At 57.5% G+C, this 23,695-nt stretch carries 23 protein-coding genes and 1 pseudogene; 6 read left to right on the plus strand and 18 right to left on the minus strand.

Features of this window, described 5'->3' with window-relative positions; translation table 11 throughout:
* Positions 1-26: 26 nt before the first annotated feature.
* From P0D80_RS30430 to P0D80_RS30480, 11 genes are all read right to left on the minus strand, one after another.
* Positions 27-440, minus strand: a complete 414-nt coding sequence (locus tag P0D80_RS30430) for a RidA family protein (protein WP_408289362.1) — start codon at positions 438-440, stop codon at positions 27-29.
* Between the two features lie 100 nt (positions 441-540).
* On the minus strand, positions 541-1,215 hold the full coding sequence (locus tag P0D80_RS30435) for a Crp/Fnr family transcriptional regulator (protein ID WP_132375569.1): 675 nt from the start codon (positions 1,213-1,215) through the stop codon (positions 541-543).
* 152 nt (positions 1,216-1,367) lie between these two features.
* Positions 1,368-1,949 (minus strand): prolyl-tRNA synthetase associated domain-containing protein, encoded by a 582-nt coding sequence (locus tag P0D80_RS30440; RefSeq protein ID WP_408289366.1) that lies wholly within the window; start codon positions 1,947-1,949, stop codon positions 1,368-1,370.
* Positions 1,950-2,021: 72 nt separating this feature from the next.
* The gene (locus P0D80_RS30445) at positions 2,022-3,434 is read right to left on the minus strand and encodes an aspartate ammonia-lyase (RefSeq protein WP_408289369.1); all 1,413 of its coding nucleotides are present in this window, start codon (positions 3,432-3,434) and stop codon (positions 2,022-2,024) included.
* Positions 3,427-4,410 (minus strand): LysR family transcriptional regulator, encoded by a 984-nt coding sequence (locus tag P0D80_RS30450; protein WP_408289372.1) that lies wholly within the window; start codon positions 4,408-4,410, stop codon positions 3,427-3,429. The genes P0D80_RS30445 and P0D80_RS30450 overlap by 8 nt, the downstream gene beginning before the upstream one ends.
* Positions 4,411-4,476: 66 nt before the next feature.
* Positions 4,477-5,874: an MFS transporter gene (locus tag P0D80_RS30455; protein ID WP_408289375.1), complete on the minus strand. Its 1,398-nt coding sequence runs from the start codon at positions 5,872-5,874 to the stop codon at positions 4,477-4,479.
* Positions 5,875-7,254: 1,380 nt separating this feature from the next.
* On the minus strand, positions 7,255-7,554 hold the full coding sequence (locus tag P0D80_RS30460; protein ID WP_408289378.1) for a hypothetical protein: 300 nt from the start codon (positions 7,552-7,554) through the stop codon (positions 7,255-7,257).
* Between the two features lie 305 nt (positions 7,555-7,859).
* On the minus strand, positions 7,860-9,131 hold the full coding sequence (gene dmeF, locus P0D80_RS30465; RefSeq protein ID WP_408289381.1) for a CDF family Co(II)/Ni(II) efflux transporter DmeF: 1,272 nt from the start codon (positions 9,129-9,131) through the stop codon (positions 7,860-7,862).
* 8 nt (positions 9,132-9,139) lie between these two features.
* Positions 9,140-9,415 (minus strand): metal/formaldehyde-sensitive transcriptional repressor, encoded by a 276-nt coding sequence (locus tag P0D80_RS30470; RefSeq protein WP_408180352.1) that lies wholly within the window; start codon positions 9,413-9,415, stop codon positions 9,140-9,142.
* A gap of 211 nt (positions 9,416-9,626) precedes the next feature.
* On the minus strand, positions 9,627-10,970 hold the full coding sequence (gene chrA, locus P0D80_RS30475; RefSeq protein WP_408180389.1) for a chromate efflux transporter: 1,344 nt from the start codon (positions 10,968-10,970) through the stop codon (positions 9,627-9,629).
* 495 nt (positions 10,971-11,465) lie between these two features.
* Entirely contained in the window at positions 11,466-11,774 is a 309-nt protein-coding gene (locus P0D80_RS30480; protein WP_132375587.1) for an acylphosphatase, read from the minus strand.
* A 558-nt stretch (positions 11,775-12,332) separates the two neighbouring features.
* Here P0D80_RS30480 and P0D80_RS30485 point away from each other — a divergent pair.
* On the plus strand, positions 12,333-13,070 hold the full coding sequence (locus P0D80_RS30485) for a hypothetical protein (protein WP_408180351.1): 738 nt from the start codon (positions 12,333-12,335) through the stop codon (positions 13,068-13,070).
* Between the two features lie 273 nt (positions 13,071-13,343).
* On the opposite strand, the gene lhpH is transcribed toward P0D80_RS30485, so the two are convergent.
* The 3 genes and pseudogenes from lhpH to P0D80_RS30500 all read right to left on the minus strand — a co-directional run bounded on the left by lhpH (position 13,344) and on the right by P0D80_RS30500 (position 16,055).
* Positions 13,344-14,351 carry a trans-3-hydroxy-L-proline dehydratase gene (lhpH, locus tag P0D80_RS30490; RefSeq protein ID WP_408289387.1) on the minus strand — a complete coding sequence of 336 codons (1,008 nt, stop codon included), beginning with the start codon at positions 14,349-14,351 and terminating at the stop codon, positions 13,344-13,346.
* Between the two features lie 77 nt (positions 14,352-14,428).
* Positions 14,429-14,542 (minus strand): annotated as a pseudogene (locus P0D80_RS30495) (delta(1)-pyrroline-2-carboxylate reductase family protein); the annotation flags it as partial.
* 253 nt (positions 14,543-14,795) lie between these two features.
* Complete coding sequence (locus tag P0D80_RS30500) at positions 14,796-16,055, minus strand: metal-dependent hydrolase family protein (RefSeq protein ID WP_408289390.1); 1,260 nt, start codon at positions 16,053-16,055, stop codon at positions 14,796-14,798.
* A gap of 313 nt (positions 16,056-16,368) precedes the next feature.
* Here P0D80_RS30500 and P0D80_RS30505 point away from each other — a divergent pair, with 313 nt between their 5' ends.
* Both P0D80_RS30505 and P0D80_RS30510 read left to right on the plus strand, forming a co-directional pair.
* A complete protein-coding gene (locus P0D80_RS30505) occupies positions 16,369-16,557 on the plus strand; it encodes a hypothetical protein (protein WP_408180348.1) in 189 nt (62 codons plus the stop codon).
* 482 nt (positions 16,558-17,039) lie between these two features.
* Positions 17,040-17,291 carry a hypothetical protein gene (locus P0D80_RS30510; protein ID WP_408180347.1) on the plus strand — a complete coding sequence of 84 codons (252 nt, stop codon included), beginning with the start codon at positions 17,040-17,042 and terminating at the stop codon, positions 17,289-17,291.
* Between the two features lie 442 nt (positions 17,292-17,733).
* On the opposite strand, the gene P0D80_RS30515 is transcribed toward P0D80_RS30510, so the two are convergent.
* Entirely contained in the window at positions 17,734-17,919 is a 186-nt protein-coding gene (locus P0D80_RS30515; RefSeq protein ID WP_408289468.1) for a GGDEF domain-containing protein, read from the minus strand.
* A 196-nt stretch (positions 17,920-18,115) separates the two neighbouring features.
* Positions 18,116-19,048 (minus strand): LysR family transcriptional regulator, encoded by a 933-nt coding sequence (locus P0D80_RS30520; RefSeq protein ID WP_408289394.1) that lies wholly within the window; start codon positions 19,046-19,048, stop codon positions 18,116-18,118.
* Between the two features lie 78 nt (positions 19,049-19,126).
* Between P0D80_RS30520 and P0D80_RS30525 the strand changes: the two genes are divergently transcribed.
* From P0D80_RS30525 to P0D80_RS30535, 3 genes are all read left to right on the plus strand, one after another.
* The gene (locus P0D80_RS30525; protein WP_408289397.1) at positions 19,127-20,122 is read left to right on the plus strand and encodes an LLM class oxidoreductase; all 996 of its coding nucleotides are present in this window, start codon (positions 19,127-19,129) and stop codon (positions 20,120-20,122) included.
* A 172-nt stretch (positions 20,123-20,294) separates the two neighbouring features.
* Positions 20,295-20,801, plus strand: a complete 507-nt coding sequence (locus tag P0D80_RS30530; RefSeq protein ID WP_408289400.1) for a nuclear transport factor 2 family protein — start codon at positions 20,295-20,297, stop codon at positions 20,799-20,801.
* A gap of 178 nt (positions 20,802-20,979) precedes the next feature.
* Positions 20,980-22,110 carry an alkene reductase gene (locus tag P0D80_RS30535; protein WP_408289403.1) on the plus strand — a complete coding sequence of 377 codons (1,131 nt, stop codon included), beginning with the start codon at positions 20,980-20,982 and terminating at the stop codon, positions 22,108-22,110.
* Positions 22,111-22,242: 132 nt separating this feature from the next.
* Here P0D80_RS30535 and P0D80_RS30540 read toward each other — a convergent pair whose 3' ends face one another.
* Both P0D80_RS30540 and P0D80_RS30545 read right to left on the minus strand, forming a co-directional pair.
* Entirely contained in the window at positions 22,243-22,932 is a 690-nt protein-coding gene (locus P0D80_RS30540) for an EthD domain-containing protein (protein WP_408180342.1), read from the minus strand.
* 49 nt (positions 22,933-22,981) lie between these two features.
* Positions 22,982-23,692: an ABC transporter ATP-binding protein gene (locus P0D80_RS30545; protein ID WP_408180341.1), complete on the minus strand. Its 711-nt coding sequence runs from the start codon at positions 23,690-23,692 to the stop codon at positions 22,982-22,984.
* Positions 23,693-23,695: the final 3 nt, after the last annotated feature.

Genomic DNA, 23,695 nt, shown 5'->3' on the forward strand with positions numbered 1-23,695 from the left:
GAGAACCTTCTGCTCCGGCGTGAAAATTACTTGCGGGTCGCAGCGACGACCTTGATTTCGACGATAAGCTCAGGGCGAGCCAGCGCGGCGATGCCGAGAATGGTCCATGCCGGGAAGTCGGAGCGGATGTATTGCTCTTTTACCTCGCGGAAGGTGGCGAGTTGGGAGCCAACATCGACGTGATAGGAAACAAGCTCGACGACATCCGTGAAATCGAGGTCCATATGCTTGAGCACGGCTTCGATGCGCTTGAATGCGACGTCGACTTGCTCCTTCGGGTCCTCCGGAATCGACCCGTCGGCGCGCAGCCCGATTTGCCCAGCGATGAACACCAGCCCGTTGGCCGTCACGGCCGGCGAATACTGGAACAGGTCGAAAATGCGATTGCTTCCGAAGGTTGCGTCATCGTCAGGAAGACGCAGGCGCTCGATTTTGCTCATGGCAGTCCTTCAATCAACTGGAGTAGTACAGGGAAATTGATTCCAACGTGACCACTTTAAGTGACCGACCAGGCTGCAGTCTGTATAGCGAGTTACCAAATCAGCCGAGAAGTTTGGACGAATCGAGCACCCAGATGCGACGCTGCCGGAGTTCAATCGCGCCGAGCGTCGTCAACCGCTTCAATGCGCGTGTGACAGTGACGCGGGTCGCGCCCGTCATTGCGGCGATTTGCTCGTGCGTCAGAGGGATGGATATCAGCGTCCCGTTCTCGCGCTTCTCGCCGTACAGGTCTGCCAGCCGCCCCAGTAGTTCCCCGATTCTCATCTCCGGCTTCGGAAGTGCAAGGTATTGAATGCGGGAGGCCAGGATCCGCTGCTTGAGCGCAACAATGCGCATGAGGGAGATGGCAAGTTCCGGGCAGGACGGAATGACGCCTGTGATAACCCTGATGTCGAACTCAATCAGTTCCGAATCCTCAGCTGCGATGGCTGTCGCAATGCGCGGAAAACCGTCCATTGCGGGGGACTCGCCAAACATCGCCCATGGTCCCATCATTTCAAGCATGAACTCGGCGCCATCGCTTTGAAAAATCGAGACCTGAATACGGCCTGAAAGCAGAAAGTAAAAGGTAAAGCCGAGTTCGCCCTGACGATAAATCATGCTGCCCTTCTCGACCTTTATCTTCCGACCGAGATGGGCCGCGCGAATCCACACGCCCGCAGTAGCGTCGTCCATATGCCATGTCTCGGTGGTCGCCGCGGCGCTCTTGCTCAAGCCTGCCCCCTTTCATGTAGGCGTGCCGACGCGCGTATTGTGGCACGAACGTAAGACCGGTTCGATTGCGGGTTCGGTTGCCTGGTCACGAAGACGCTTGATAAGCGCAAGCACTTCCTTCATCTGGCGCACAGAGATAGCAGTAGTCGGTTCTACACTTCGTCTCTTATACGTGGCGCGTCGGCGCACATATCCGGGACCGGCAGTGTTGCCCTGGCTGCGGCGGACAGGGTGTTGGTTGCAAATCCAGCGAGGTCCCGCCAATCTGCAGGGTGGTCTACGCTCGCGAGAAAGTCATCCAATGCTGCTCGGGAAAGCGACACGCTTGCATTGTTCTCAAGCGGGTGAAACAGAAACGTTGACTCCCGGGCCAGCCCTGAGTCGATGACAAGTCGAACACACCTGGCATCATCATTGACCAACGCGAGGGGGCTCAGAGAGCCAGTCCGTATTCCCAGCAATTCGAAGAGCTTGTCTGCGGACGCGAACGAAAGCCGTTTGCTACCCAGAGCTTCGGCGACCGCGGACAGGTCAAGCGATTTGGTGGCGGTCGTCACTACGAGAAAGTACCGGCCCTTCTTATCTTGGAGGAGCAGGTTTTTACAGCGTGCTCCTTCCAGCGAAAGCGTCAGCATTTCAGACTCGGCCATATTGAGCACCGAATCATGCTCCTCGCAGAAAAATGGTATCTCCCTTTGTTCCAGGAGATTCAGTAGCTCGTCTTTTCCTAGCATGCTGTCGTCTATCTTTAACCAAAAGCGAGCGGACCCGCAACGGCTCCAGGCCGGCTCGCTCGCAGCGAACGCTTACGCGTCAAACACAGGATACGACGCCTTGCGAATTGCCGCGAAGGTGTCTTCCTTGGAAAGCAGTCCGGACTCGTCCAGAATCGAGACCAGAGAGCGGCCTTCGACCACGGATTGGCGCGCAAGCTTGCTTACACGAGCGTAGCCAATCTTCGGAACCAGTGCCGTGGCAACCGCCATGGATTCCATCAAGTGTTGCTCGTTGCGCGCAATATCGGCCTTGATGTCCTTGACGCACTTCTGCGAGAAGCGCTGAATGCCGTTTGTGAGCAGCGCAATGCTGTCGAAAACGCGCGACGCGACCACGGGCTCGAAATGGTTGATTTCCAGTTCGCCGTACTGCACTGCCTGCGCAACTGCAACGTCATTTCCAACAACCGCGAAGCTCAGCTGAATCATCGCCATCGGCAGGACAGGATTCACCTTACCCGGCATGATGGATGACCCGGCCTGCGCTTCCGGCAGCTTCAGCTCTCCAAGGCCGCCAACAGGACCCGACGACAGGACCGTCAGGTCGGATGCGATTTTCGCGAGAGAAACAGCACACGTGCGAAGTTCAGCCGAAACGCGTGAGAACACATCCATGTTCTGCATTGCATCGAACGGATTCGTTGGCGCGTGATAGTCGACTCCGGTGATGTCGCGAAGGTGCGCGTACACAGCGGCACGGTAACCGGCGGGCGCGCCGAAGCCGGTTCCAATTGCGGTGCCACCCAAAGGAAGTGTTCGGAGCTTATGCCGGACCGCAATGAGCTCCTCTGCCAAACGCTGTGTCAGAGACGCGTAGCCTCCGAACAGTTGACCCAGACGCATGGGCTGGGCGTCCTGCAGGCAAGTCCTGCCGAGATGCAGTATGTCAGCGAACTCGGTGGTTTTGCTATCAAACAGGGCAGCAAGTTGCGTGAGCTCTTCGATCAATGGGTCGAGCATTGCGTACGTCGCAATTTCCAACGCCGCCGGATAGACATCGTTCGTAGATTGGGACAGGTTGACGTGGTCATTCGGATGAATCACTTCATAGTTTCCGGCAGCGTGACCCAAAAGCTGCTGGGCGCGATTGGCGATGACCTCGTTGAAGTTCATGTTGGTGGATGTCCCGCCCGACCCCTCCATCAGGTCGACCACGAACGAAGCGTCAAAGTGCCCCTCGATGACTTCCTGGCACGCTTTGACGATGGCCTCGCATTGCTCTTTGGTCAGGACCGCGTTATCGCAGTTGGCCAGAGCCGCAGCCCACTTGACCTGGGCGAAAGCGTCTCGGAACTGCGCGTAGTGGGCGATGTTCAGAGACGAAACCGTGAGGTTGTCAACTCCGCGAACCGTGTTGACTCCATACAGCTTGTCGCCTGGAATGGTGACTTCACCGACATAGTCACGTTCGACTCGCTGTTCACCTTGAGTAAGCTTATTCATAAGAATTCCTTTCGCCAACGGTAATAAGTTTCTCTATTTCTCCGCCTAAGGCTTTCAGCCTCGGCAAGAATGACGTTTCAATGACCTCGCGCGCGGTATCGCACGCGTCATCAAAAAATGCGTTGTATTCGTCCCTGCGCGCCACCAGGTAAAGAGAACGCTCGAGACCCAACTTTTCAACCACATGGATAGCGACGTTGCCTGCATGCGTCACCCCCTGAAGATGGCACATTGGGGACGTGATGGCCCATCCAATTCCTTCCGCAACCATCGAGGTCAACGCATCGGCGTTGTCCAGTTCAAGCCGGTTCGGAAGCCGCACTTCAATTCGTCGCAAATATCGCTCAATCTGCATCCCAACCTGTGAAGTGCGATTGAATCGAACAATGGGCAAGCTGTTGCCAAGCGCTCGTACATCCTCGACGGTTCGCACGGGTCTCCTGAGTGCCTTCGGCGTTATGACGAAGTAGCACTCCGAAAAAAGTCGATACCGAACCACGTCATTCGCATCCATTAACGGGTCGCTCGTGACAATCAGGTCGAGGTCACGCCGCAGAAGCGCTTCTCCCTGCTGGGGACTCAACCCGGTACGTATCGACAGCTGCGAAACTTTTCCCAGCAAGTTCTTTGTAAATACTGAGCCGCAAGTAGACGCAAACGAGTCGACCAGCCCGATACGCAAGTCCGGCTTGATGCCTCGTCCGGCTTCTACGACCTGCGCCTTCAGATTCGCAATCTCTTCGCTTAAAACGGCGCCTCGATTTCGAAGTGCGATGCCAAAGGGTGTTAGCGCCAGCGGCCTAGTCGTGCGGTTGACAAGGACGACGCCCAATTCTTCCTCGAGTTGCCGAATGATTTGCGACACGCCTGATTGAGATATACCCAGCCTGGCTGCCGCCGACGACATGCTTCCCTCTTCGGCGACGGCGACAAAGACCTGTACTGCATGCATATCGATGGGTTTGATTGGCGACATGGCGCGTCCTGATAAGAGCGTACTGTCCTGTGTTCGCGTGTCCGGACCGCCATTCTCTATGGGCAATCAGAACCGTGTTTTGCTGCGTCTCAACGCTGAGGTGGCGATGGATACGTCATGTCGCTCCTCAGCTATCGGTTGGTCTTCGCCCGCAGCATCGGACTTTACGTCCGAGAGGTTTTCCCCACCCGTCTCCGGAGCCAGCACATGGCAGAAGACTCCGCCGATAAGCAGCACCGCAACACAGACACCTAACGCAGCGTGAATGCCAACGTGCTGCACTGCGAGCGGCAGCAGGAATGTGCTGATGGCAGAACCGAAACGGCTTGAGGCGACGGCGAAGCCGACGCCGGATGCTCGAAGGTGGGTCGGGAAGAGTTCGGGCGGATAGACGAATTCGAGGTTTGCCGCGGCTGACAGAATGCATGCGAAGAGCCCGAACGCCAGCATCGTGCCGATGGGTCCAAAGCTGGCGTACGCGAGCACAGCCAAGGCAAGCGCCGCAAAGTAGAAGGTCCCGATGAGGAACATGCGACGGGAGAGCTTATCGATGAGCAGCAGGCCAATCACTGCGCCGGCAAAGAGCAGGATGTTGTAGACGAGACCGCCCACGAACTTGTCTTTTACTTGCAGCGCCTCAAGAACCTTCGGTGAAAAGGTGCCCAACGCAAAGTAAGGAATGACTTGGCACGTGTAGAAGACGCAGCCAACGATAGTGTTCTTGCGCCAACGCGGTGAGAACAGTTCCGACCAGGCGCCGCGTGATTGTTGAGGCGCCACGGTCTGCTTCGAAAGCATGACTTCTGGACCGAACTTGCGATGGATGATGGCAAGCGCTTCATCGCCGCGACCACGCTTCATCAGCCACATCGGCGATTCGGGCACGATGAGCCGGAACGGAAGAATCAGCAGGGCCGGAACTCCGCTTGCCGCCAGCATGAGGCGCCATGCGTCAGGGCCGATATCCCGCATCGCGAAGCCGGCCAGGTAGGCACCGACGTACCCGGCGGCCCACGCCGCCGCGAGCACGCTAAGCAGACGTCCACGATAGCGACGAGGCGAATATTCCGTCACAAGGGATTTGCTTACCACGTAGTCGGCGCCGAGAATGAACCCGAGCACGAGGCGCAAGACCAGCAACTGCTCGGGCGACGTCACGAAATACTGGGCAGCGGAGACCACCGCGAAGAGCAGCATGTCGAACGCAAAAATCGTCCGACGGCCGTATTTGTCCGCAATCGGGCCCGCCAGCATGCTGCCAAAGAAGAGCCCTGCAAGCGACGCCGCCCCAAGCAGTCCCATCCATAGGGCATCGAGATGAAGCGGACCGGCAGCCATGCTGACGGCAATTCCGATAATTCCCAAGACGAAACCATCACTGAATTGCCCGCCCGTTCCGCTGAAGGCAACTCCCACGTGGAAGGGGCGAAGCGGCAAGTCCTCCAGCAATATGTGTTTGTTCACAATCGTCTCCTGTCTCTCGTTCTGGTGCTCAAGTGAAGAGCACCTTGGAAACCAGTTTATGGTGACGAATTCAGAAAAACAGCATGTTACGACCTAGTATCACTAATTCTAATACTGCCCCGCAGCGGCGTTGAATTTGGGCTAACCCGAAGAAGCGGCCCCAAAAAAACGGCTTTCGCGGACGACAAAAGGCGGCCGGAGAACCGCCCCGCCCTGGATACGCGACACGACTCCACTATCCTTCGCAGCCCTCGACGCAATACTTGAAGCGTAGGTTGCTAAAGGAGCATGACAATCTTCCCGTAGTTATCCTTAGCGAGTCGCATCGATCGGATGTTTGAGAGCAAAGAGGATGAGCGGTCGTCCCGCCCGATTCTGCGTGGCGCCGGCGGTGGCCGTCCCTTGTGTGAGAAAGGCGCCGTAGACTGCAAGCAGTAGCAGCCAGCACACGAATGATTATCAAGGATGTCATATAGACGGCATTCAACGATCGCATCTTGCGGTCAACATAGACGCGCCCTACTCTGAATCCGGCTGAACATAAAGCTTCGGGTCGGCCGCAATTCTGCAATGTCATCTGGAGCACCCTCCCATCCTTCGCAGTTCGTAATGGAGCAAATATGGACGACAAGATGATTGCAGCGATTGTGACTCGGAAGTGGCCACTCGCCCAGGGTTATCACGCAGTCGAATTGCAGATAAAGCACCGGTTGGAACTACCGTCGTTCGAAGATGGAGCGATAGTCGACCTCGCTCGAGGCAATGGAAGCCGAGCCGTGCGGTCGCACCCGCTATGGCACGCTCCTTCACGACGTGACGCGTTTTTACTGGGAATCCGGCAAGAGGACGATAGCGAGACGGCACGAGCAAGTTCAGAATTCCCGTGGAACCGAGGAGACGAAATTTACGTAGGCGTTCCGCGAGACACTGCCGTTGTCATAGACCAAAGCGCGCGCTACATCCTGTTCTCGGCTGGCGTTGGAGTCAAAGCGATCGCAGGTGTGGCAAGGCATATCGCATCAGTGGCGGGATGTTGCCTGGAAATTCACAATTTCGCTCGAACACCCGAGCGAGCTGTCTTCCGGACGGATCTGGACGAACTTCGCGACCATGCTCAGGTTAACCACCGAATCGGTCTAAGCGAGGCGCAGATTGCGAACGCTACGGCTCACGCATTGAGCCCCACCCACGCGAACTCACAAGTAATCTGCAGCGGACCACCGGCGTTCATGAAGCTTATCGAATGCCAGGCGCTTCAGTGGGTCTACCCCTCGAACATGCATAAAATCGTGCTTGGCGACAGAGTATTCGGAAAGTGATATTGCGGCGCGATCGCTTCCACGATACGAGCTCTATCACTGAGCCCGCCACAACGATGCATCAGTCATCGTCATCGTCATGGTGGTGCTTGTACCAACCACGATGCCGGCCATTGTCATGCCAACGCCGCTCCTCCCGGTATTCGTCCTGATATCCGTAGCCATAGGCCGGTACTGGCGCGTAGGCGACGGGCGGCGATTGGTAGACGACCGGAGGCGGTTGATAGACAACCGAAGGCGGTGCCGCGTAGACTGGGCCGGGCACGCCAAGAAAGACGCCGATGTCCGCGTGAGCCAGTGCCGAGCTGGATGCACATCCCAGGGAAACTCCCAGCGCGGTTAAAACCAATACGCGTTTCATTGTGCTCTTCCATTCAGATTATGCGGACCGCCTGAAAGGGTCCGGCACAACATCGTAGACGGCGCGGAAAGTGCTCGGTGAAACCGAGTAGTCTCTCCGGTAACCGTTTGTAATACGCGGTATGGCTCACTGGCGGGGCCGTGCCAAATTTCTGACCGGTCCGGCGCTATCGCGAGGCGGCGACGCTCTTCGTTTGCGGATTGTCGTCGCGGCGAGCACGCCAAGAATGATGGGAATGGGCTTGCGATATCGCAGTAAGAAAACACCCAACGGATAAGCTGGTCTTACCATCGAAAGAGCATGGGTCAGGCCGCCGCCTGCGAAGGTCGCGCTTCAACGGTGACATGCGACAGCCCCTTGAAGCGCTCGAGTACTGCATGATAGAAACGCGAATCTCGTTGGGGTTCACCTGTTGCCACCGACACCACCGCACTCATGTGACCTGGACCCACGCGCCATACGTGCAGGTCGACGACCTTGTCGCCACGGTCCTCAATAGCATGACGCACGTTCTCTGCCATACGTCGATCGGAGTTCATGTCGAGCAGGATTGCGCCCGTGTCTCGCATCAAGCCGTATGACCAGTTTGCAATCACCAGCGCACCAATCACGCCCGCCAGGGGGTCCATCCACAGCCAGCCGAACGCGCGCGCCAGCACCAGACCGATGATGGCCAGCACCGAGACCGCCGCATCAGCCATGACATGAATGTAGGCTGACCGGATGTTGTGATCACGGGTCGCAGCCTCATGCGCGTCGTGGCCGTGCTCATGCTCTTCGAACTCGACTTCGTGTTTGCCATCCGGCATTCGCACGATGGCCTTGAAAGCATGCGGCTCGGGAATGTCTTGCTTCGATTCCAGATAGCCGCCACGATCCGCCAGCGCGAATACCTGTTGCGTCCCATCGGGCCGTACCGTCGTAACGGACACCGCTGAAGCGTCCAGTCGTGAACCCTCCGTCGCCGGTGTAATGCGGAAAACGGGTGGCACCCCATCTTCGAAGATGGAAACGGCAAACACACCGGACGGCGCAAAAATCTTTCGCACCTCGTTTTCATGAGCGTGGTCGTCGTGACCATGCTCATGACCATGACCATGGCTATGGCCGTGGTCACCGCCGCTCAGCAGCCACACGCTTGCCAGGTTGACTAGCAGGCCGACCACCGCGATAGGAATCGCTTCGCCGAAGTGAATGGGTACCGGCGACAGAAAACGCGACATCGCCTCGTAGCCAATCAGCACTGCAATCATCGCAAGCACGATGGCGCTCGTGAACCCTGCAAGGTCACCGAGCTTGCCGGTACCGAACACGAAGCGGGAGTCGGTGGCGTGCTTGCGCGCGTAGGTGTACGCCAGCGCTGCAATCAGCATTGCTCCAGCATGCGTCGACATATGCAGGCCGTCGGCGACAAGCGCAAGCGAGCCGAACATACTGCCGCCAACGATTTCAACGAGCATCATCGCGCTGCACAGCGCAATCACAGCCCATGTCTTTCGTTCGTTCTTTTCATGACCGGCACCCAGAAAGATATGGTCATGTCCTGCGCCGAATGCGGCGTCTTTGAAATCATTCATTTCGAAACCTACTTGAAATAGCTGTGAACAACCTCGATGAGCTGTTCAGTCGCACTGCCGGCCAGCTCTTCGCCGTCGTTCGCATCGACAAGGTGGTTCCTGATGTGGTCCTCCAGCACCACGGCAAGCAGGCCGTTCATCGCTCCACGACAACTCGTAATCCGCTGCAGGACATCCGAACAACCATGCTCTTCCTCAAGCGCCCGTTCGATGGCCTCAACCTGCCCCTTGATACGGCGAACCCTGTTGAGAAGTCTTTGCTTTTCTTGAACCGTATGACTCATCGTGCTCTCCCGATACCCCCATGGGGTATATTGTGGTTTGCAGTCTACCATAGGGGGTAGGGGTATTGTTTCGTTCGTGGCAGCCGGGTGCCGCAGGCGTCTCGCCAAGGGCACTGCTCGTGGTCGCAGCCTGCGGTAAAAGGCTATTTGATCTTCTATTGGCGTGCGGCAGCGTAAGCAGCATCGGCGACTGGTGCTGGTAAAAAGCGCCTCAAAAAACGAACAGTCTCAGCGCGAGGCCGATTACACCGCATGTCAGCACGACCGGTATTACCCCGACCTTGAACCGGAACAGCGCGATACCGGCAGCCACACCTATAAGCAGCGAGGGCCATTCGAATCCACCATGCATGCCATGCGGCCACAACACGTGAAGGGCGAAGAACACGGCAAGGTTCACGATGACGCCAACCACAGCGGAAGTGATGGCTGTCAACGGCGCAGTAAATTTCAGATTACCGTGGGTCGTTTCGATGAAGGGACCGCCGAGCAGAATGAACAGGAAAGACGGCAGGAACGTAAAGAACGTTACGACGACGGACGCGACGACAGCAGAGGCCATTATTGCGTCCGGTCCGAACACTGCCTTGGTCCAGCCACCAACGAAACCAACGAAGGAAACCACCATGATGAGAGGTCCAGGCGTAGTCTCGCCGAGCGCCAGGCCATCTATCATCTGCAGTCCGGTCAACCAGTGGTAGTTATCGACGGCACCCTGGTAGACATAGGGCAACACCGCATACGCGCCCCCGAAGGTCAGCAGGGCGGCCTTCGTGAAGAACCAGGCCATTTGCGTGAGTGTTCCCGTCCAGCCGTACACAAGCGAAAGTACCGCGATGGCCGCGAGCCATATAAGCATGAAGGCAGCAAGCACGACAGTGAATCGCTTCCATGTGAAGAGCGCGTGTCGGGGAGTGGGTGTGTCGTCGTCAAGGAGTGCGGGACCGAACGCCTTGTCACCGCCCTTGTGCCCTCCACCAACAACGAATCCGGATGGAGCGTACTTGCCTCCAAAGTGACCGACGATCCCGGCGACCAGAACGATGAGAGGAAACGGGACATTGGCAACGAAGATAGCGACGAACGCGGCCGCCGCAATCGACCACAGCCACGCATTCTTCAGTGCGCGAGAGCCGATCCTGTACGCGGCGAAAACGACAATCGCCGTGACCGCCGGCTTGATGCCGTAAAGCACGCCTGCCACAGCCGGAACACTGCCGAAAGCCATGTAGACCCAGGATAGTCCTATCAGGATGAAAAGCGACGGCAGGACGAAGAGGCCTCCTGCAATCACGCCACCCCACGTGCGATGCATCAGCCAACCGATGTAGGTGGCGAGTTGCTGCGCCTCTGGTCCGGGAAGTACCATGCAATAGTTCAATGCATGCAGGAATCGCTTCTCGGAAATCCAGCGTTTTCGTTCGACCAGGTCCTGGTGCATGATGGCAATCTGCCCGGCCGGACCTCCGAAGCTGATAAAGCCTAGCTTGAGCCAGTACCAAAGCGCCTGGCCAATGGTGACCGACTCGACCGCCTGAATGCGCTGATTGCTCATTTCGTTGTCCGGCACCGGTTGACTTTGTTGCACTTGAAACTCCGAATGCTTCAGCTTGCGATTGAATGTTCAGCGGTGTGCCGATACCTCGGCGGCGTTACCCCAGACCGGTGGTCCAAATCGCGCGAGCGGTGCGGCTACGACGCCGGGTTTCCCATAGCGATTGGCAACGGATACTGAACGGAGAAAACTACTACGGAATCGTTCAGAAGTCCGTTCACCTCCGTCGCGTGGCTGCGCTCTTTTCCACCGCAGCGAAATGCGCGAGCAGCGAGTCAAGCATTTGGCTCATTTCGTTCAGCAGTTCGTCCTCGCTCAGCCCGCGTCATCACCGCCTCAAATCCCGCCTCGGGACGCACGTCGTGACGATAGACGTCGAGACACACCGCGCCTACTTTCCACTCAAAAACTTTGGCGGGCAGGCGATGCCGCGAATCTTACAGCCGAGGCTTTAGAAAGGCTCACGCGGCGCGTGCGGCCCTGGCGACCTTGCACCTACAACGTGGGCAGCCGCTCGAAGTTGTCAAAGCGGGCAAACGGTGGCGGAATTTCGGTTACCTCGAGCTCATCGACGAGCGCTGCCGACATGCCCTCACCGAGCCAGGCGCACATGACCGCCAACTGCTCCGGCGAACCCTGCAGCATCACCTCCACCGAGCCGTCCATACGGTTGCGGACCCAGCCGGTGACGCCCAGTTGTCTCGACCGTCGTACACAGGCCTCCCGATAACCCACACCCTGCACCTGGCCACGGACCCGAACCAATCGGGTCTCCAAGAGCTCATCTTTATCTTCAGATTCCATGGGTGCATCCGTCTCATGAATTTTGACTCTGCTGCTACTCCGTGAATTTACACCTTGTTTCAAGCCGTTCGCCCCAACGCCGATGACCGTTCGCCCGAGTTGCCGAACGGATGTTCAAGTCGACGTGGCGCAACACGGCACCCCGAAGCGGGTTAACATCGTCGGCGGCCGGCCTCCACCCGCGATTTACAAGGTGTCGTTTATCACTTTTTTACTTGTTGCCGAGTTTCAAGGCCGCCTAGAATCTCTAGGAATATCAAACAGAGGACAGATGCCGTGGACAATCGATGTCGTCGATTTCCTAACAGTTTCGCTGCCTGAGCGACAGGACCTCCGCGCCCGTTTTTTCCAAGCCGCCGTTTTGCCAGCAGGCAGACCTTGCGCGCCGTGGTGACTCTCTCTGTGCACCTCAATTAGCGCCATATGGCCGCAGCGATTGCGTGCGTCCGCATGGCACTGCGTCGTGACGCGTCAACTCTCGCCGCTGCGTTCGTTAGCACCTTTTCGAATCACTGGCGTGGGCAGACGCGTGCCCCCTCACTAAGACACGAGAAGCCTATGCATGCAGACAACGCCGCACTTGCAGCGGAATACCAGCAGTACCTTGGCGAGGCCGAAAAATGGTTCCGTCACGCGAAGGAAGTGACACACGCCGGGGTTGACACCAAGAGCGCCCGGGGAGTCGCGACGGGGTACACCGGCGAGCCGTATGGCCCACTGGCAGTGTTCAACGAATGGGCCGACCGGCAGTTCGCGAAGCAACTCGCGCCGGGATACTTTGACGCCGCGAATCTGAGCGACCGTGCCGCGTTCGACGTTTGGCAGGCTGAAATGGTGCGAGATATTCGCGCCCATTGGTCAAAGAAGCGCGTGTTTGGAACGCGCGGCAAGACCCATCAAATCGAATTCCCACCCCTGCCGTTTTTGCAAGCTTCGCGGCTGGCCAACAGTTTCATCAAGGCGTTGCGCGTCAAATGCAATAAGCGGCCGCACGTACTCGAGGCAATATTTGCCAACGGACACGTGGTGCTGAACGCGCCGACGTTGGCCGTGCTCCGCGACCTGCACACGACACTTCCGGAGTACAACTTGCTGCAAAGCGAGGCCGAAGTCCAGCTAAGCTATCGCTCGATTCAACAGCGCGCGCGAGACTTCTGTGCGGAATATGGCGGCTCTCCACTACTGCTCGATGTCTTCGCTCGTAACAAGCGGGCGGACCTTGAAGGCAAGGACCTGGATTCCCGCTCTTCTCTGGTTGGCCGGTCGCGAAGTCAGGTCCAGCTCGTAACCTCTTGAAGAATGGCGGCGTTTGTTTCGGTGAGGGTCCTACTCTGTTTAACCGGGCGGTCTGTGACCCCGAAGCCGGAAGCTGGTGTAGAGGCGCGCGCACCTTGTGGCACTGGACAAGAATGAAAGCAGCGCGGCAACGGACGAAAAATGCTTCTTCGTCGAGCCGGAGTCACCGCCCAGGAACACAGTGGCGGTCAGGTTCGCGTTGCACAGAAAAAAGGCGCGAGAAGCCGATTGCTCAGCGTCACGCGCCAACCTGGTACCACTACTGCAATCGGTCTATCGAACGAGGAACCCGTATGTCAACGGGTCTCGTTCATCCACTATCCAGTTGGCAAAGCCGCATACGAAAGCGTTGCCTTCGACTTCCGGAATGACGGCCTTGAAGTCACCCACGGTCGTTTCGCTCAGGACACGTCCTCTAAAAACGGTACCGATAATGGACTCGTTCACCAGCGTATCGTCTTTCCCTAGTTCCCCACGCAGATAGAGCTGCGCAACACGTCCACCGGTTCCAGAACCCGTGGGCGAACGGTCAACCTCGCGGTCCGCGAAAACGCAACAGTTGGCTTGCGTGGAGCCCGCATGGCGCAGTGCGTTAGCAATGATCGTCCCGTAGATGTGGTTGATTTCAGGGATATCCGGGTGTTCGACTGGAAACGCCTCATTAGCGGTCGTCTTGACCTCTGCACCGAAACGGATGAGCTCTTCCACAGAAGACTCACGTACTTCGAGACCATGTGGCTGGCCGTCTGTATAGAAATAGAACGCACCACCGAAGGCGATGTCGCCCGTCACCGGGCCGAACGACGGCGTCTGAACCGTGACGTCCTTTTTCCAGATGAACGACGGCACGTTCACGAAGCGGACATTACCTGCGTGCTCGCCGTCCCATTCGACGAACGCTTCGATGAAACCACACGGTGCATCGATACCGATGCGTGTCACTGGTACCTCACGTTGCACCCAGCCCAGTTCGACCGCTGCTGTCGACAGCGCGATGACACCATGACCGCAGTGGTCGCTGTAACCCTCGTTGTGCAGGAAGATGATGCCGAAATCCGCGTTCGGGCTAACCGGTTCCGTCAGGTAACCACCGTACATATCTGCATGACCGCGAGGCTCGAACATCAGGGCCTTGCGAATTTCGTCGGCGTTCTCCTTCAGCCACGCGCGTCGCTTGACGATGGTATCGCCAGGAAGACGCGGCAGACCGCTAGTAACGATGCGAAATGCTTCACCGCCGGTGTGGACTTCAACAGTCGAGATAGTGCGTGTGATTTTCATGTTTGCTTCAGTGAAATCGGTGGGTATCCTGCTTCTATACGCGTACGGGACGGGCAAGCGATTTAAATCGGCGCCGCTTACGCGCCGGCGCCAACTTGACTGGCGTTTGCACCGAGCGCTTTACGTGCCACGCGGCACGCGGCCAGGTCCCACGCAGCGCAGCCAACGCTCTTGAACAGAGTCGGCGCACTCGGCTTTAGCTCCGCTCAGGACTCGCGATGTGTCCTGCGCCATATTCAATGATGGTCTCCCGAAGAACGCGCACCAGCGAGGGATAGTCCAGCAGTGCAGCTGTTGCATTGGCGTCGAAATTTCGAGTGCTGAGAGAGGTCATGTTCGGGTTTGTCTTTGGAGGGGCGGGTCCGGCCATGCGCGAAAGGCATGCGCCAATTGAGTGCTAGTCAGTGCAGACGGTGCGCGCGACCGATGCCGCGCGCCAGCCGTTCACTCTGCGACTGGTTCGAGCAGTCGGCCGGCTTCCTTCATACACACTCCAGCCTTGATGACCACGGGAATGTGTTCGCCCTGCCCCAGCAGAAGGGAAATGTCCTCGATCGGGTCACCGTCGACCACGATGAGGTCAGCCACGGCTCCGACAGCGACCGTTCCCCGCACGCCAGCTTCACCCGTGATTTCGGCGGCAACGCACGTTGCCGACCGGATGGCCTCGACGTTGCCGACGATTTCTGCCCGCACGGCAAACTCGTCGGACTGGAAGGCGTGCAGCTCGCCCAGCATGTCCGAGCCGAACCCGACCTTCACGCCTTCTCGCGCCATCAGCGCAAGTGCCTGCCGGCCGACGGAGCGTGCTCCCTCAATCTTTGCGAGCGACTCGGCGGGGAAACCAAGCGCGGGACCTTGTTCAACGAGCCGGTCAAGAGTAGCGATCGTGGGCACAACCGCCACGCCGCGCTCCGCCAGCAAACGGGCAGTCTCCTCGTCGATGAGGTTGCCGTGCTCGATACATTTCACCCCGCACTCGACGGCGCGCCGGACGGCGCGAGCGGTGTAGGCGTGCGCCATCACGTAAGTGCCGGCAGCCTCCGCTTCCTGAACCGCGGCACGGATTTCATCTTCCGAATACTGCGTGTTGGTGATGGGGTCGTTGGGCGAAGCGACACCGCCCGATGCCATTATTTTGATCTGTGAGGCCCCTTTCAGGAGTTCTTCGCGTACTGCCAGACGCATCGCCTCAACACCGTCGACCACCCGGGCAATCGCTCCCTGGCGCCCCAGGCACCCGCAGGCATCGTCAAGCTTGTCATTGCGTTGACGGAAGTCGCCGTGCCCGCCGGTCTGCGACAGTGCCTTGCCTGAGGACAGGATGCGCGGGCCCCAAAGCACACCGCTGTTGACCGCATCGCACATGCCAAAGTCAGCGCCGCCTGCATCTCGAACGGTGGTGAACCCGCGGTTCAACATGCCGCGCAGGATGGGCAACGTCTTAAGCGCAGCCAGGAAGTTTGGCATCATGGCGTTGGCGCCCAGATTCGCATTCGACGCGACGACGTGGACATGCAGATCGATGAAACCCGGCAGGACGGTGTGCCCTGGAAGGCTCATTCTGCGGGCATCGACAAACGACGACGGTATCTCTCCTATTGCCGCGATCTTTCCGTCGGCGATGCAGACATTGACGTTCGTCCGGCGTTTCTTCGTTACGGGGTCGAAAACGTTGACCCCTTCGATTACCAACGTGTTCATGTGAATTTCCTCAAGACCGGTATGGCTTCATCAGCAACATGCCGAGCAGGCTAGGTCTTGAGAAGCATTGGCGGAAGGTTCAAATAGCAAAACTGACTTCAAGGGTCGACGCACGCAACGTCCCCAACTAGACGAGATAGTTTCGCAGGCGCTATGACTTGTGATGCATCCAAGTCGATGCTTTGCACGGCGCATTCCAGTCGTAGAATCGCCATTCACGTTTGTCGCTCAAGGACCGCTACGTTGATGCCGTAATCAACGCTAGCCGGTCGAGGCATGGGGAAACAGGATGTGTTTGTTCCGGGAAACGACAATGAAAGAAAAGGCAGTATCGGCGGAAGCATCGGCCCTCGAGCGCCTGGAAGCGCACTACGCTCAGGCACCCGATGAACAGCCCTCGACTCTTGAGCTGGCACGGTTTGCCACGGCGATGCAGGAGCTAAAAGACGCGCGAGAAGCCTTTGACGCATTAGTCACCAAAAGAAGCGCACCATCGCCATGAGCAATCTTGTATGGCTCGTCTAACATCGACTCGTCTCGCCTTATCGTTTCCACGAAGGACCTGATGATTTGAGCGCCTTCCTGCTTGGCGGCCAGCGCGACACCTTTCGGCCGCAGGTAGCCGGTAACCAGTTACATATCGGTTCCGGCTCGGTTATCCGCCGCCGTGCGGGCCGGGGCAGTGCAAGGTATTTTCGCATTACATCTTGTGCAGCAGGCGGTTTGTCAGCCCCACCCCCTATAACAAACCTGCAGGGGCGAGATGCGTCGGCGAGTTCACAAGTCCCGTCGATATCGCGATTTCGCGCCCCGATGAACTTCGCTCCGTACCTCGGCTCGGCGCACTGCGCATCAGCATCAGCTACCCAATAGTGCCCGCACCTGACCGTATTCGTCGCCCTCCCAGGGGCGTGAATCCGGTGGAAGGGTGCGCGAATAGCGAAAACCCTAAGGAATACAGAAGGTGGTTACAAGGAGTGAATCATGAAATCACAGTTGATGGTCGTGCTTGCTGCTGGCGGATTGCTGGTCACGCCGGGGCTCGCAAACGCCCAGGACACGATGCCGGCGCCGCAAGCCCAGCAGCAGCAACAGAACCCCGCTACGCCGGCCGCGTCCTCTGACATGAACTCGCAGTCGTATGGTGGAGTGCCCGCCACAAACACACAAAGCGGCAGGCGCGCCGCAGAGAAATGCAGGTTGGACCCGCAATGCAATATCTTCTTCGGTAGCTGAGCGATTTCTGCGCTGTGCATCGGCTCATCAAGTAGACCTGTAGGTGCTCCCGGTCGCCGGCTGCCTGAAGCACTATCGGTTATCGTGTCGGCGGGAAGCCCCCGAGGGTCGTCCCAATTTATAACAACGACGGCCCCAAGCAGACACGCTGCATTGATAACTTCTCGTACACTGCAAACAGCATTAGCCTGTCGACGACGGGATTCGAACTATATGCATTCAACGCCTCGCTATCGACGCCAGGCTACGACCTGCAATTGCGTTAAAAAACCATTGGCACGCTGGGCGGATACATCGTGTTGAACGGGACAGCGACGGCCTGGGGCGACGCAACAAAAATCAGTCAGTGCGACGCTCACCATCACGCTTCAACCCCACACTGAGGGGCCGTAGAGGTGAATGGGGAGGTGGTGACCGCTGTGCCGTTCGCGGTCGACGACGATTAGCCTCGCTTGACGCGCAATACAGACTCTGTCGGCTCCTGCTCATCGACGCCTGCGACGCATATGCAATTCCTGCCTTGCTGTTTGGCGGCATACAGCGCGCGGTCGGCGGCTCCGACGAGCATCGCAGGGTCGCTGTCCTGTCTGGCCTGCGTTGCAGCGACACCGACGCTAATCGTGACGATGGCCTAAGTTGCAATCGTCAAGCGCTTTGTCAGCGCCAGCATCAACGTGGTAGTGATGCTTCCTACTCCCTCGCTGACCATGTGCATCGCGACTCTCGAATTACATAACAGCGAATTGAAACAAGCAGTCCGCTGGAAAAAGCGATGCATTCGCGAGTCGATGATTGGTTCGATGGGGCAATCTGGGTCGCTTCCGCTAAGCTTTGAAACCAGAGTCCCCTTCACTCGACAAGCGTACGAGTTCGTCAATAACAACCCGCACGCGCGGCTGAATATATTTCGTCCGTGGCCAGATGACGTGTATTGGCATCTCGCCGCGGGTCCACTCATCAAGGACCTGCACTAATGCCCCGCTGCGTAAGTGTTCGCCCACAAGCCACGTTGGCAGCTGCGCCAGCCCGCATCCAGCAAGGGCGGTGTTTAATATGGCTTCGCCATCACCCAACTCATGTCTCACCTTCACATCCACCGGCTCGGATACTCCTTGCTCGTTTCTTAAAAGCCAAACTGCCCGCTGGGTTCTGCGTAATCCACCAATGCAGTCATGGACAAGCAAGTCATCTTTCGTTTTTGGTATTCCATTGCGCTTCAGATAGGCTCGTGACGCGCAAATCACCAGTCGCTGTTCGCCCAGTCTACGTGCAGCAATATCCAAATCGTCTTTCAGCACGCCGATTCGAACTGCAACGTCAATGCCCTCGGCAATCAGGTCAGCTAGTCGCTCACTGAAATTCGCCGATAGGTCAAGGCGTGGATGTCGGGTGGATAGCTCTAGCAGAGATGGCAGCACGTGCCTACGCCCGAACGTCGCCGGCAACTCCACTCGTACCCGCCCAACCGGCTCGCTCCGCCCGGTCGTAAGGTAGCTCTCCGTCTCTTCGAGTTCATTGAGTACACGAAGGCAACTTGACAGATATGCCTCTCCTTCGTTCGTCAGCGTCAGGCGTCGCGTCGTGCGATGGACCAGCTTAGTGCCAAGGCGCTCTTCAAGGCGCGTCACGGCCTTTCCGACAGCGCTGCTCGTCAGTCCAAGTCGCAGGCCGGCCGCCGTAAAGCTGCCCTCCTGCGCCGATAGAACGAACTCATTCATGCCCGAGAATCTGTCGCCGGCCACTATATTGGAATCCAAGGATTAAGTCATTGGAATTTTACGTGGTTTTTCGCCTCCGTGGATGAAATTACAATTTCACCATCTACGGAGGTTTCGATGGAGTCACGCGTTCAAAATCCAGTACACGACCATTTCGCCTTGGCGCGGCAGCCCGCTTATGCGCGCCTCTTCGCGCAGGGCAAACTGACGGTGGGCCTGATTCTGCCGCTGGAGACGCATCCAGACAGCCCCGCGCCCACGATGCAGGACCATGTAGAGATGGCGCAGAAGGCAGACAACTTGGGTTTCGCGGCGTTGTGGATGCGCGACGTTCCTTTTTACGACCCGAGCTACGGCGACGTTGGACAAGTCTTCGACCCAATGGTCTACATCGCATATCTGGCCGCGTACACGAGTCGGATAGCGCTCGGCACGGCGGGCATTGTGTTGCCAATGCGAGAGCCGCTCATCTTGGCGAAGCAGGTCGCGTCGCTCGACCAGCTCTCGCGTGGCCGAATGGTAATCGGGATGTCGTCCGGCGACCGTCCCTCTGAGTATCCGCTGTTTGGAATCGATTTCGAAACGCGAGGCGACCGATTCCGCGACGCCTTCAGCGTCTACAAAACTGTCATCGAAGAAAGCTTTCCGCATTTCGCGTCGCCTCGTTTCGGAAGCGCATGGGGGACGCTCGACCTCGTTCCGAAGCCCGCTTACGAAAGAACACCAGCCATCGCGGTCGGGCACGCACAGCAGAGCCTCGCCTGGATTGCAAAGAACATGGACGGCTTCATCGGCTCCTCCCCTGTTACGCACCAGCTACCAGCTTTTGCAACGCAGTGGCACACGCTAGTCAGTGAGTCGTGCGGCGCTGAGCAATTCAAACCGCTTGGCATTGGTGGCTTCCTTGACCTGGTCGAAGACCCGAATGAGCCGCTAATTCGAACACGAGGAGGCTTCCGCTCTGGAAGCAAAAGCTTGGCTAGCTTTCTTCATAGCGCACAGAATGCGGGGGTCAATCACGTAGCGCTCAACCCGAAAGTCAGTCGGCGACCGTACTCGGAACTCATGGACGAACTGGCTGCAGACGTACTACCGCACTTTCCGTCTCACTGAACAAAAAACGATTCCAACGGAACACGAACTGGCTCGTTTGACCGTACGTCATTTTTGAGCGCCAGCTTGCAAGACCATTGATTGCCGACGCCCCGATGACTGTGACCACGTGACTCGCCTGATACGAGTCGACTCGAACGTGCCGACCCCAACGCCTTTGTTTAGGAGCATCATGAACTACCATTTATTAACCGTAGAACAACGCATCACCAGACTTGAAGACACCGAGGCCATCAAGCAATTAAAGGCTGAGTACGCACGCAATCTCGACCGCCAGTTCGACGGCGACAGGCTTGCAACTCTCTTTGTTGAAAACGGCCTTTGGTCCATTAAAGGGGTTGGAGGCGACGCAAGGGGTCATACCGGCATCAAACAGCACTGCAGGAATTTAAGCAAAGGCATCAGTTGGGCGCAGCACAATATCTTCTCGCCCATAATCGACATCAGCGCCGATGGTCTCCACGCGGACGCCAGTTTCTATTTGCAATGCCTTCTAACGACGAAGTCATCTGAGGAATCTCCCAAAGAAGAGGCCGTAGTCCTATCCGGAAAATACGCCGACAAGTTCGTGAAAATTGACGGCAAATGGCTATTTGAGGAAGTCACCGGAATCATCGAGCAGTCGGCACCCTGGACGGAGGGTTGGGTTAAGTCTCCACTCGTGAAGGAATCCTGGTAATTCGCGCGAATTCGAGAAACCAAGACAGTACCGACGCCGTAACGCCCACCAAGGCGCACTCACCAACGACCAACCCACGCAAAAACGCCTAATGCTTTGCGCATCGGCCCGCTCGCACATGCGGATTCAATGCCCGACGCACGGCGTCACAGCACTAACGGAAAATTGCCATCTCGCTATGAAAGACATCTTCGACGCATTCAACCTGTCCGGCATAGTTCTCAAGAACCGCATCGTCATGGCGCCCCTGACCCGCGCACGCGCCTTACGCGACATCGCAGACGAGCATACAGCGCTCTATTACACGCAACGAGCTACCGCAGGCCTGATTGTCAGCGAGGGCACGTCAATATCCCGTGAGGGCCAAGGATATCTGTTCAATCCGGGTATTTTTACGGCCGAGCAAATCGCCGGCTGGCGCCTGACCACAAACTCGGTTCACTCCGTCGGTGGTCGAATCTTTGCCCAACTCTGGCATGTCGGCCGCGTTTCTCATCCGTCGATTCAAGAAGGCGGAAGGCTGCCTGTGAGTGCAACTTCGAAACAAGCTACAACTGCAAAGGCCTTCGGATATGACGCGAGCGGAAAGCCAAGCCCCGTCGACACACCACCGCCACGTCCTCTCGCAACAAAAGAAATTGCGCGTATCGTAGAGGACTTCGCTCAAGCCGCGGATAACGCAATCCATGCTGGCTTTGACGGCATTGAGATTCACGGCGCAAACGGATATCTGTTCGAGCAATTCATGAATCCGCTTGTCAATGACCGTACCGATTGCTACTCCGGCACCACTCTGGCCAATCGGCTACGGTTCACCCTTGAAGTTATCGATGCTGTAACGTCACGCATCGGTGCTGAGCGTGTGGGCATCCGTATTTCGCCCTATGGGAAACTCTTCGATATGCCTCATTACCCCGAGATTGAAAGTACATACATCGAGCTCTGTCGAGAAATCGGAAAGCGAGGGCTCGCCTATGTACATGTTATGAATCAGTCAGGGTACTCTCGTTTAGACAGCGCCTTGGAGCCTGAAGCGGAATCTGGTTTTTATAAACTTCTGCGGCAGATGAAGCCGCTTTTGCAACAGACTGCGCTGATTCTGGCCGGAGGGATGACGCGTGCACGTGCTGAACAAATGATTGCCGATAACATCATCGACCTCGTCGCGTTCGGCGCAAGCTACATCAGCAACCCCGACCTAGTTGCCCGGCTACAAAACAATTGGCCGTTGACTCCAGCGGACCCGAACTCCTTCTACGGTGGCGGCGCAGAGGGCTACATCGATTATGCACCGTACGCAGGTTCCTAATCTCAAAACGGTCACTCTCCCCCGACCGAAGGGAAAAGTGTCTAGGCATTTTCGATTCCTGTCTGAGCACAAACGTTGACAACGTGGGTGGCCAGCGTCGCCGCGTATCGCTGGCCGACCCTCGTTGGCCCTTCAAATGATTCGGTGCTCCTTCACGAGAAAGGCTGTGATTCCGGATAAAAATGTCTTCGCGTGCGCCATTGTTTTGAGACCAGCCTCCGAGGTGAAAGCCTCCTGCAATGAGTCTGCGTCTTCAAACCAGAACTCGACGATTCCATCGATAGGCATGTCATCGTAACTGGCTGGTACTCCTTTGTGTACCTCGCGCTGCACCACTGCATTCTGACGATACCCAAGCACCCCTGGCATCGTGCAAACCCAGTCCGCGTGCACTTTCCATTCATTCAGGAAGTCCTGCTCGGAAAGTTCGGGACGACGTCGAATCAGAGACATTCTCTTCTTCACGCGGCACCGGACCTCATCGCTCGGGACGTCGACGACCGTCGTCTGTTCAACGGTCACGATGTTGAGCGTTCCGAGGAAATGCTTTTCATCAGCGCGAATCTGCTTGGGAAGTTCGCCATCGCCAAACGGCTTACCGGGGTCAGAAAGCCAAAGTTGGGAGAAACCGTCGAACTCCCAGGGCTCCCGCGCGAAATCGATACCTCTTTGCACCCTGTCTACAACGTGGTTTTGTCGGTACTGACTGAGGCCGGGTGCATTCTTCACAAGCGGACCATGGTGGTTGAGCCAATGCTGCTGGAAATGCTCGATGGACCAATCAGGCTTCCTTGAAATCAAGCCCATTCTGACCGTACTCATTAAATCTCCCAGATGTGTAAAGGTACGAAGCCGACTGATGTGGCCGCTCTCAATGTGAGCCGAGGTAGGCGGCCTTGACCTTGGGGTCATTCAGCAGCTCGCGGCCGGACCCTTCCAAGGTGATGGTTCCGACCTCGAGCACATATGCTCTGTCAGCCACGGCAAGAGCCTGCTTGGCCATCTGCTCAACGAGGAGAATTGTGAGTCCCTCGTCGCGCAACTTTCGAATCGCAATGAAGATGTCCCGGATGACAAGCGGCGCCAGTCCCAGCGAAGGCTCATCGAGGAGGAGCAAGCGCGGTTGACTCATCAGCGCCCGAGAAATGGCGAGCATTTGCTGCTCGCCGCCTGAGAGAGTTCCAGACAGCTGGTTCTGACGCTCGCGCAGCCGAGGAAAGCGGTCAAACTCTCGCTCAATAGCCTCCCCCGTTGTCGCGGCAGACTGCTTCCGAGAATACGCACCAAGTAAGAGGTTCTCGCGCACCGTCTGGTCAGGGAAAACTCCGCGCCCCTCCGGCGAAAGTGCGATACCCAAGCCCAGCCTCAAGTGCGGCGGCAATTGAGTGCAATCGCGACCACCCACCGAAATACGGCCGGACGATACCGCCTGCAACCCCGCGATGCTCTTGAGAAGGCTGCTCTTTCCAGCGCCGTTCGCGCCGATGATTGTCACCACCTCCCCTTCGCGAACCTCCAGGCTCACTCCTTTAACAGCATGGATGGCGCCATATGACACTTTGACCGAGTCGATTTTGAGCATAGG

This window comes from Paraburkholderia sp. RL17-373-BIF-A, assembly GCF_046030175.1.
GTDB lineage: Bacteria > Pseudomonadota > Gammaproteobacteria > Burkholderiales > Burkholderiaceae > Paraburkholderia.